The following is a 9,302-nucleotide window of genomic DNA, read 5'->3' as shown; positions in this document are numbered from 1 at the left end:
ACCGGCACGTCGTGGGGGACTTCCAGGGGGCGCTGCGGGAACGCGAACGGTTGCGGCCGCGGAGATGGCTACGGCGCTCGGTCGTCCCTCTGATCACGTTCACGGTGGAAGGAGTCGGGGGTGCGGTCGCCGTCGACGGACAGCAACAGGTTCAGCCGGTCCTCGGTCTCCGCCAGCGCCTCCTGGACGGCGGGGTGTTCGGCGGTCACCGCCTCCTGGTGGGGGTTGCGGGCGAGGTAGTCGTTGATGGTGGCCGGGAGCACGAAGTAGCCGTCGGCGAGACCCTGCATCAGCGCGCTCGCGCCGAGCCGGTTCGCGCCGTGGTCGGAGAAGTTGGCCTCGCCGACCGCGAACAGGCCGGGGACGGTGGTCTGGAGGTCGTAGTCGACCCACAGCCCGCCCATCGTGTAGTGCACGGCGGGATAGATCCGCATCGGCACCTGGTACGGATCCTCGTCGGTGATCCGCTGGTACATGTCGAAGAGGTTGCCGTACTTGGCCTCGACGGCCCCCCGTCCCATCCGCTCGATGGCGTCGGCGAAGTCGAGGTAGACGCCCTGCCCGCCGGGGCCGACACCACGGCCCTCGTCGCAGACGTTCTTCGCGGCTCGGGAGGCGATGTCACGCGGGACCAGGTTGCCGAAGGACGGGTAGATGCGCTCCAGGTAGTAGTCGCGCTCGTCCTCGGGGATCTCGTTCGCGGGGCGGCTGTCGCCCTTCGCCCTGGGCACCCAGATCCGTCCGTCGTTGCGCAGCGACTCGCTCATCAGGGTGAGCTTGGACTGGTGGTCGCCGGTGCGCGGGATGCAGGTGGGGTGGATCTGGGTGAAGCACGGGTTGGCGAAGTAGGCACCGCGCCGGTGCGCCCGCCAGACGGCGGTGGCGTTGGAGTTCATGGCGTTCGTCGACAGGTAGAAGACGTTGCCGTAGCCACCGCTGGCGAGGACGACGGCGTCCGCGAAGTACGTGTCGATCTTCCCGGTGACCAGGTCCCGGGCCACGATCCCGCGGGCCCGTCCGTCGACGACGATCACGTCGAGCATCTCGGTGCGCGGGTGCATCTCCACGTTGCCGGCGGCGATCTGCCGGCTCAGCGCCTGGTACGCCCCGAGGAGCAGCTGCTGGCCCGTCTGGCCGCGGGCGTAGAAGGTCCGGGACACCTGGACACCGCCGAACGACCGGGTGTCGAGCAGACCGCCGTACTCGCGGGCGAACGGTACGCCCTGCGCCACGCACTGGTCGATGATCTCGACGGAGATCTGCGCCAGGCGGTGGACGTTGGACTCGCGGGCGCGGAAGTCGCCGCCCTTGACGGTGTCGTAGAACAGGCGGTGGACGGAGTCGCCGTCGTTGCGGTAGTTCTTCGCCGCGTTGATGCCGCCCTGCGCGGCGATGGAGTGGGCGCGGCGCGGGGAGTCCTGGTAGCAGAACTGGACGACGCGGTAGCCCTGTTCGGCGAGGGTCGCGCCGGCGGAGCCACCCGCGAGACCGGTACCCACGACGATCACCGTGTGCTTGCGCCGGTTGGCGGGGTTGACCAGTCCGGCCTCGAAACGGCGCTTGTCCCAGCGCTCGTGGACCGGCCCGGAGGGCGCCTTGGTGTCGGCGACGGGTTCGCCGGTGACGTAGTCGGTGTAGGTCATGTCAGCTCACCACTCCGGTCATGACGCCCACGGGTACGGCGATGAAGCCGGCCGTGAGCAGCAGCGCGAGGACGTTCGCGACGGTCTTCAGGGCGCGGTCGCGGGTGCGGCTGCCGGCGCCGAGGGTCTGGGCGGCGCTCCAGAAGCCGTGCCGCACGTGCAGGCCGAGGGCGAGCATCGCGACGATGTAGATGACGTTGCCGTACCAGGTGGAGAAGGTGTCCACGACGTTCTGGTACGGGTGGCCGGGCTGGAAGCCGCCGGGGTGCACGGTGCCGGTGGTCAGGTCCAGGATGTGCCAGACGATGAACAGGCCGAGGATGATCCCACCCCAGCGCATGGTTCGGGTGGCATAGGAGGCCCGGGGCTTCCTGTGCACGTACTTGCTGGGGCGGGCCCTGATGTCGCGGCGGCTGAGCTGGTAGGCGGACGTGGCGTGCGCGACCACGGCGACGACCAGGACGGTCCGGATGAGCCAGAGCGTCCACTCGTAGTGCATGAACGGTTCGCCGATGGTGCGCAGCCAGTGCGCGTAGTGGTTGTACTCGCCGGCCCCGAAGAAGATCTTCAGGTTCCCGATCATGTGGACGACCAGGTACAGCAGCATGATCAGGCCGCTGACCGCCATGACGGTCTTCTTGCCGACGGAGGAGTCCCACACGGTGCGTGCCATGGACGGCCGTCGGTCCGTCCGCGTTGCCAGAGCCATGCCGATGACGGTAGGCCGCCGAGGACCGATCGGTCCAAGACATGGTCCGGCTTGATTCGATAGATGGAAGCTATCGTGTAACCATGCAGTTCCAGCAGCTTCAGTACTTCGTCGCCGTGGCCGAGACCCGGCACTTCACCCGGGCCGCCGAGCTGGTGCACGTCGCCCAGCCGTCGCTGTCCCAGCAGATCAAGGCGCTGGAGCGGGAGCTGGGGGCGGACCTGTTCCTGCGGGCGCGCGGGAACATCACCCTGACCGACGCGGGCGAGGCGCTGCTGCCGCTGGCCCGCCGCATCCTGGCCGACGCGGACACGGCCCGGTACGAGGTACAGGAGCTGGCGCAGCTGCGGAGCGGACGGGTGCGGCTGGGGGCGACGCCGAGTCTGTGCACCGGGCTGCTGCCCGACGTGCTGCGCGCCTTCCACGACCGGTATCCGGGGATCCAGCTGCTGATCGAGGAGAGCGGGTCGCACGATCTCGTACGGGAGCTGGCGCGCGGGGCGCTCGACCTGGCGCTGATCGTGCTGCCGCTGCCGCCGGCGTCGCCGGCGCTGACCACGGTGGAGCTGTTGCGGGAGGACCTGGTGGTGGTGTCCGCGCCCGAGGCGACGGTGCCGGGGCGGGGGCGCGGCGGCGTACGGATCGCCGATCTGGAGGGCGAGCGGCTGGTGATGTTCCGGCACGGGTACGACCTGCGGGAGCTGACCGTGGCCGCGTGCCGCTCCGCGGGGTTCGAGCCGGGTTTCGCGGTCGAGGGGGGCGAGATGGACGCGGTGCTGGGGTTCGTGCGGGCGGGCCTGGGGGTGGCCGTGGTACCTCGGATGGTCGCAGCTCGGTCGGGGCGGGGGCTGCGGGTCACTCCGTTGGCCAAGCCGGGGTTGCATCGGACCATCGCGTTGGCGCACCGGAGCGATGTGGCGCCGCCGAGGGCCGCCAGGGAGTTGCAGAGGATGTTGTTGGAGAGGTGAGGGGAGAGGTGACGGAGCGTGGTCGGGTGCGGGTGCGTGGGGGCTGGTCGCGCAGTTCCCCGCGCGAGCGACCACCCACGACCCACACCGGCGGCTCAGCCTGTCGCATCCACCAGGGCGAGGTCGTGGAGTCTCTCCGGTGGGCCCGGGCGGGCGTAGTACCAGCCCTGGGCGGTGTCGCAGCCGAGTATGCGGAGTTGTTCGGCCTGGGCGCCCGTCTCCACGCCCTCCACCGTGACCGCCAGGTCCAGGCTGTGGGCCAGGGTGACGATGCCCTCCACGATCTTGAGGTCGACCGGGTCCGCCGGGAACTGCTGCATGCTCTGGGTGAAGGACCGGTCCAGTTTGAGGATGCTCACGGGGAGACGACGGAGGTTGGCGAGGTTCGAGTACCCGGTGCCGAAGTCGTCCAGGGCGATGTCGACGCCCATCTCGGCGAGCCGCCGCAGGGGTTTGAGGAGGTCGTCGTCGGCGCCGATGAGGGCCGACTCGGTGACCTCCAGGCAGAGCGCGTCGGGGGCCACTCCGGTCCGTTCCAGGATGTCCACCGTGTCCTGGACCAGGCCGGGATGGGTGAGCTGGCACGGGGAGAGATTGACGTTGATCCGCAGCGGGCCCGCGGCGGTGTCCTCGCCGTAGCGTTCCCGCCACTCGCGGGCCTGGCGGATCGACTCCTCCAGGACCCAGCGGCCCAACGGGACGATGAGACCGGTGTGTTCGGCGAGCGGGATGAAGCGGTCCGGGCCGAGGACGCCGTGCTGCGGGTGCAGCCAGCGGACCAGGGCCTCGGCACCGCGGACACTGCCGTCGCCGAGGTGGACCAGCGGCTGGTACTCGATGAAGAACTCGCCCCGGTCCAGCGCGGCCGGCAGCGCCGTGGTCAGACCGTGCCGTGTGATCGCGCGGGCGTCCGCCTCCGGGTCGGCCAGCTCGAAGCGGTTGCCGCCCGCCGACTTGGCCCGGTACATCGTGATGTCGGCGCTGCGCAGCACCTCGGCCGGGGTGCGCTCGCCGGCCGGCCCCTCGACGACGCCGATGGAGCCGCGGACCAGCAGTTCGCGACCGTCGATGCTGATCGGGGTGACGAGGGCGTTCATGATGCGGTCGGCCAGGTCGTCGACCTCGCGCTGGGTGGCCGGGCCGGTGGTCAGCGCGACGAACTCGTCACCGCCGAGCCGGGCGACCATCTCACCGGGCGCGGTCGCACAGGACTGCAGCCGGTCGGCGACCTCCACCAGCAGCCGGTCGCCGGCCGAGTGGCCGAGGCTGTCGTTGATCGTCTTGAAGCCGTCCAGATCGAGGTAGCAGAGCCCGAAGCGCTGCCCTTCGCCCGCGGACAGGGCCTTCTCCAGGCGCTCGAAGAACAGCGTGCGGTTGGGCAGGCCGGTCAGCGCGTCGTGGGTGGCCTCGTAGCGCAGCCGGAGGTTGAGCAGCCGCCGCTCGGTCGTGTCCTCCATGAGGGCCAGCTGGTACTGCGGTTCGCCGTCGGCGTCCCTGAGGAGGGAGACGGTCAGGTTGGTCCACAGGACCGTTCCGTCGGAGCGGTTGAAGGCCTTCTCGACGTGGTAGTGCTCGCGTTCGCCCCGCACCAGCTCCTCGTAGAGCCGCCAGGTCTGGGGCGCGTCCTCCGGATGCACCCACTCCTTGACCTTGCGGCCGCGCAGGGTCTGCTCGGAGCCGCCGAACATGCGCAGCAGCGCGCCGTTCACCTGGAGGACGTTGCCTTCCAGGTCGGCGATGCCGATTCCTATCGCGGCCCCCTCGAAGACCGCGCGGAAGCGGGCCTCGCTCGCGTGCAGCGCCTGTGCGACCACGCCCTGGGCCCGCAACGCGGCCTGGGCGATGGCCTCCTGCTCGGCCAGCGTGCGCTCGCGCAGCGCCTGGGCGAACCCGGCGGCCATCGCGTGCTGGATCCGCGAGGAGCGCATCCGCAGCTCGTCCTGGGGGCCGTCCCCGCCGCAGTACAGCACCAGGTAGGCGTCGACGCAGTCGAGGCTGCGCGTGAGTGCCTCGGGATCGGTGCAGTGCGCGTCGATCAGCGCGGCGCCCACCTGCCGTGCCTCGTCGGCGTCGAAGCCGTGCGCCAGCAGGATCTCGCTCAGGCGGCGGGCGAGCGGCAGCAGTTGTTCCTCGAACTCCGGCCGGGTCAGGGACGTGGAGGTCACCGGGAAGACCGTGCGGCTCCAGATCGTCGCGAACCGGCGCAGTCTGTCCTCCGGCCCGTCCGGCTCCGCGATCACGCCGCGATCCCCACGCCGGCGAATCCGGAGAAGGCATACGGATCCTCGTCCTCCGGCGCCGACTCCGGCCGCCAGTGCGGCATCGGCACCAGTCCGGGTTCCATCATGTCGTACCCCTCGAAGAACCGCGCGATCTCGTCGCGCGAGCGCATGATCAGCGGGTTGCGAATGTCCCTGTATACGTCCACCGCACCCTCGGCCCGCTCTGCCGGCAACGGGATTCCCTCGTAAGAGGCATGCGTGAGAACAAGCAGGCTGCCGGGCGCGAGTGCGTCGCGCAGCTGTGCCACCGCCCCGTACGGGTCGTCCGCGTCTTCCACGAAGTGCAGTATGGCAACGAGAAGCAACGCCACTGGCCGATTCAGGTCGATGAGACGCTCCACCTGAGGACTTGACAGGATTTCCTGCGGCTTGCGGAGGTCGGCGGCGACCACGTCCGCGTTCTCGTTGCCCTCCAGTACGGCGTCGCTGTGCGCCACGGCCACCGGGTCGTGGTCCACGTACACCACGCGCGCGCCGGGGTGCGCCGTCTGCGCGACCTCGTGGACGTTGCCGAAGGTGGGGATGCCGGACCCGATGTCCAGGAACTGCTCGACACCGGCGGCGACCGCGTGGCGGACGGCGCGGCGCATGAAGGCACGGTTGGCCTGCATGATCTTCGGCAGTCCCGGCAGGTGCGCCATCGCCTTGCGGGCCGCTTCCCGGTCGACCTCGAAATTGTGCGAACCGCCCAGGTAGTAGTCGTAGATACGCGAAACGCTGGGCACCGAGATGTCGATGCTCCGTGGGGCCCAGGCGGGACGCTCCATGTATCTCTCCAAGGCTCGGGCGATCCGGTGTTCGAGCAGAGGCTACTGATCGACTGCGAACAGGGCGAGCGGAAACGGAAATTGACCGTCCGTTCCCGGTCAGGAACGGTTAATTCCGCGTTCGGTTTCCGGGGTGTTCGGTATTGCCGGGAACGCGAAGGAGCCCGCCCCCTCCGTGCGGTGCGGAGGGGGCGGGCGGTCATGCGCCGTCGTGTGGTCGTCCGGGGCGCAGCCCTGGGGCGGTGGCCCCTACTTGGCCGGCGCGCCGACCAGCTTTCCTTCGGGCGAGACGGCGTACCACGTGCCGCCGACGCCCTGGCCGTTGGTGTCCCCGGCCTTCGCGTCACCGGAGAACGTGTAGATCGGCCAGCAGTTGACCGTCTGCTGCTTCTGGCCGTTGTCCGGCCGGGAGAAGCCCATCAGGCCCTTCTTCACGATGCCCTTGGTGTCGCTGGAGGCGACCTCCGCGACGGCCGGCCACTTCACCAGGCAGGCCCCGGTGCAGTTCGAGACGACGTTGGGCCACGCCTTGTCCTTGATGAAGCGGTAGACCGTCATGCCGTTCTTGTCGACGATGATGTCGCCGAGCTTGGCGTCCTTGCGGACCGAGAGGCCGGGCAGAGAGGCCAGCGTGGCCTTCTTGCCGGTGGGGGCCAGCGCGAACCACTTGCCGCCCACGCCCTGGCCGTTGACGTCACCGGCGTTGACGTCCTTGGCGTAGCGGTACACCGGCCAGCCGCCGACGGTCAGCTGCTTGGTGCCGTCGGTGCGGGTGACCTCGCCCAGCAGTGCCTTGTCGATGCCCGCCCCGGCCGTGGCGTCGTCGGCGGGCACCGGCGGCCAGGTGGTCGCGCAGTCCCCGTCGCAGTTCGACTTGGGGGGATTGGCGGTGTCCGCGTCGAAGCGGTAGAGGGTGAGGCCGCTGCCGTCGGTGAGCACATTGCCCAGGTCGGGGTTGCTGGCGACGGTCAGCTTGCCGGCGGGCTGCACCGCGGCCGGGGAGCTGGAGGCCTGGTTGCCGTCGGCGCCGTAGCCGTTCCCGGCACTGGACGAGGCGGTGGGACTGGTGATGCTGCCGATGCCTGCCGGAGCCGTGGCTCCGACGTTCTGGGCCGCCGAGGACGGAGTGGTCGTGTTGTCCTGACCGCACGCCGTCGCGAACACCATCACCCCCGCGGCCGTGGCCACCAGAGAGGCGCTCCTCCACGAGGTCTTCATCGTCAACTCCCCATAATCGCCTGGATATCGCAGCGCCTCTGCGCCGCCGCACGACATCAGGTACGGACCCGGGGGGCCGAAGTGTTCAACCGGCTCACAAATTTCTTTCGGAGCGCGGTGTCCCCGGGTCGCCTCCCGCACGGGCGTACGCTTCGAGCCATTCGCGGACCGGTGTGATTCAAACCGGTTTACGCCACATGTAGTCCATTCGGATCAATCCTCCGGTACTACGGCGTGCGACGGCTCGCGAGACCTCATGATCTCGGTCGTGCATGCACCCGAAGCGACCCGACTTGCGCCCGCCTCAAGGGTGTTGGCCCTGCTGGCGTTGACGTGGACCCTCGTGGGCTGCCCGGTCGGCACGGCCTCGGCCGACGCCTGCGCCTACGCCTCGACCGGTCCGGACGGCATCCAGGCGGTGGCCGTCGCCGGCGGCTCCTGGCCCTCACTCCCGCCGTGCCCGGCGCCCACACCGCCGCCCTGCCCCACACCCACGCCGACTCCGCCCCCACCCCCGCCTCCCCCGCCGCCGACCCCGCCCCCCAGGCCCACGCCCGAACCCAGGCCGACTCCCACCCCGAAACCGCCGCGCCCCGCCCCGCCGGCCCCGCGCCCGGCTCCACCGCCCAGGCCGGCACCGGCGTCCAGGCCCACCCCGGCACCCGTCCGGCCGCCGGCTCCCAGGCCCAGGCCGGTGCCGCCCCCCGCGCCGGCACCGAAACCGACCCCGCGACCCTCTCCGACCCCGGTGACCTACCCGCCGTACCACGTCCAGTCGACCGGCACGAAGGCCCCGAACCGCACCTCTCCGGTCACCTACGTCCTGCTCATCGCCGTACCCGCGATCGTCGCCGTCGCCGCGTTCCGCGCGCGCTGACGGCCGGTCCACCGATATCTGGAGGCTTCGTTGCCGGATTGGCTTGTTCTCGTCCTCGCGATCCTCGCGGCCTGTGCCGTGGTGGTCGTCATCACCCTCGTCCGCGACAAGAGGGCGTCGGAGGACGAGGATCCCTCCGAGACGCCGGACGTCATCGAGTACATGACGATGTGGATCGGCGTCATCTACGCCATCGTCCTGGGTCTGGCCGTGGCCGGAGTGTGGGAGGCCCGCAGCGCCGCCCAGGACCACGTACAGGCGGAGGCGCAGGCGCTGCACGAGATCCAGGAGCGGGTACGGGTGTATCCACCCGACGTCCGCGACCGGATCCGCGCGGACGTCGACGCCTACGCCGGGCAGGTCGTCGGCAAGGAGTGGAAGGAGATGTCCGACCACGGTCGTCTCACGCAGCGCGGCGCCGACCTGCTCGCGACGATCCGTCAGGACGTCACCGACTACCAGCCGAAGACCGACTTCCAGGCCCAGGCCTACCAGCCGCTGGTGGACCAGGTGGCCGCCCTCGACCAGGCACGCAGCGCCCGCGCCGACTCGACCGGGGCGACGATGCCGAACGTGGTGTGGGCCGGGCTGCTGGTCGGGGCGTTGATCACCGTCGGCATGGTCTTCGCGCTGCAGATCAGGCGCACCCGGCGCGAACTGGTCCTGGCGGGCCTGTTCTCCGCGACCATCGCCTTCATGCTGTTCCTGATCTGGGACTTCGACGAACCGTACAGCCGTGGCATCACGGCGACCGTGCAGCCCTTCCTGAACTTCTTCCCGCACGCCAAGGGATAGCGGAGCAGAGAGGCAGAGGGGCAGTGGGCCGTCCGGGTCCCCC

The 9,302-nt window shown here is 70.2% G+C and carries 7 protein-coding genes and 1 pseudogene; 3 read left to right on the top strand and 5 right to left on the bottom strand.

What is annotated here, in order from left to right; genetic code table 11:
- Nucleotides 1-98: 98 nt before the first annotated feature.
- Both ABZ646_RS32690 and ABZ646_RS32685 read right to left on the bottom strand, forming a co-directional pair.
- Nucleotides 99-1,643: pseudogene (locus ABZ646_RS32690) on the bottom strand (fumarate reductase/succinate dehydrogenase flavoprotein subunit); the annotation flags it as partial.
- A 1-nt stretch (nucleotide 1,644) separates the two neighbouring features.
- Nucleotides 1,645-2,316, bottom strand: a complete 672-nt coding sequence (locus tag ABZ646_RS32685; RefSeq protein WP_360526940.1) for a succinate dehydrogenase — start codon at nucleotides 2,314-2,316, stop codon at nucleotides 1,645-1,647.
- A gap of 119 nt (nucleotides 2,317-2,435) precedes the next feature.
- On the opposite strand from ABZ646_RS32685, the gene ABZ646_RS32680 reads away from it, so the two are divergent.
- Nucleotides 2,436-3,320, top strand: coding sequence for a LysR substrate-binding domain-containing protein (locus tag ABZ646_RS32680; protein ID WP_360526937.1), 885 nt, complete (start codon nucleotides 2,436-2,438; stop codon nucleotides 3,318-3,320).
- 95 nt (nucleotides 3,321-3,415) lie between these two features.
- On the opposite strand, the gene ABZ646_RS32675 is transcribed toward ABZ646_RS32680, so the two are convergent.
- The 3 genes from ABZ646_RS32675 to ABZ646_RS32665 all read right to left on the bottom strand — a co-directional run bounded on the left by ABZ646_RS32675 (nucleotide 3,416) and on the right by ABZ646_RS32665 (nucleotide 7,587).
- Nucleotides 3,416-5,560, bottom strand: a complete 2,145-nt coding sequence (locus tag ABZ646_RS32675) for an EAL domain-containing protein (RefSeq protein WP_360526934.1) — start codon at nucleotides 5,558-5,560, stop codon at nucleotides 3,416-3,418.
- Nucleotides 5,557-6,369, bottom strand: a complete 813-nt coding sequence (locus tag ABZ646_RS32670) for an SAM-dependent methyltransferase (protein ID WP_360526931.1) — start codon at nucleotides 6,367-6,369, stop codon at nucleotides 5,557-5,559. Before ABZ646_RS32670 ends, ABZ646_RS32675 begins: the two co-directional genes overlap by 4 nt.
- 249 nt (nucleotides 6,370-6,618) lie before the next feature.
- On the bottom strand, nucleotides 6,619-7,587 hold the full coding sequence (locus tag ABZ646_RS32665) for an SCO0930 family lipoprotein (RefSeq protein WP_360526928.1): 969 nt from the start codon (nucleotides 7,585-7,587) through the stop codon (nucleotides 6,619-6,621).
- A gap of 748 nt (nucleotides 7,588-8,335) precedes the next feature.
- Here ABZ646_RS32665 and ABZ646_RS32660 point away from each other — a divergent pair.
- Together ABZ646_RS32660 and ABZ646_RS32655 are read left to right on the top strand one after the other, a co-directional pair.
- Nucleotides 8,336-8,464: a hypothetical protein gene (locus ABZ646_RS32660; RefSeq protein ID WP_360526926.1), complete on the top strand. Its 129-nt coding sequence runs from the start codon at nucleotides 8,336-8,338 to the stop codon at nucleotides 8,462-8,464.
- A 30-nt stretch (nucleotides 8,465-8,494) separates the two neighbouring features.
- On the top strand, nucleotides 8,495-9,259 hold the full coding sequence (locus ABZ646_RS32655) for a DUF4239 domain-containing protein (RefSeq protein ID WP_360526923.1): 765 nt from the start codon (nucleotides 8,495-8,497) through the stop codon (nucleotides 9,257-9,259).
- The last annotated feature ends 43 nt before the right edge of the window (nucleotides 9,260-9,302 follow it).

Origin of the sequence: Streptomyces sp. NPDC007162 (genome assembly GCF_040634175.1) — a bacterium.
Lineage (GTDB): Bacteria > Actinomycetota > Actinomycetes > Streptomycetales > Streptomycetaceae > Streptomyces.
The sequence above is the reverse complement of the archived record's forward strand: the minus strand, read 5'-3'. Positions and strand labels throughout refer to the sequence as shown.